The 435-nt window shown below is 61.4% G+C and carries 1 protein-coding gene; it reads right to left on the minus strand.

Translation table 11 applies throughout. The features are described 5' to 3' along the window. Nucleotides 1-99: 99 nt before the first annotated feature. Nucleotides 100-435: hypothetical protein (locus CKO35_RS17595; RefSeq protein WP_200177402.1), on the minus strand; the 336-nt coding region annotated here is incomplete at its 5' end.

Consider the following 435-nt stretch of genomic DNA (forward strand, 5'->3'; position numbering starts at 1 on the left):
TTGATCGAGGCCGTGCAGGCTTGTCGCCCGCCCCAGCGCTTGGCCGAGGATGGGTTTTTTACTGCGTGGTAGGTACCCAAGTGACACCCCTGCCGGCGGTCAGATACCCAGGTCGGCGTCAGATGCCTCGGGAGCCATCTTCGACTCGACGTAGGCCAGAATCTCGGCGTTCTTACCAACGCTGGCTAGGTCGGGAACCTTCTTGCCTTCGCTGGTGCCGAGGAACTTGGCGATAACGTCAAGCACGGCTTGGCGACCCTTCAGCGGGTCCGTCGCGCCGAGCGTCTTGTTCATCTTGATGATGGCTTCGGTGACGGTCTTGAAATCCGGCTCCGAGGCATCGGCCGCTGGGGCTGTTGCAGAAGGCCCGGAAGTAGCAGTCGGTTGGGTGGATACCGCACTCTCCGACACAGACTTTTTTGCCGCGTACTCGGC

This window comes from Ectothiorhodospira shaposhnikovii, from assembly GCF_016584105.1.
Classification (GTDB): Bacteria; Pseudomonadota; Gammaproteobacteria; order Ectothiorhodospirales; family Ectothiorhodospiraceae; genus Ectothiorhodospira; species Ectothiorhodospira shaposhnikovii.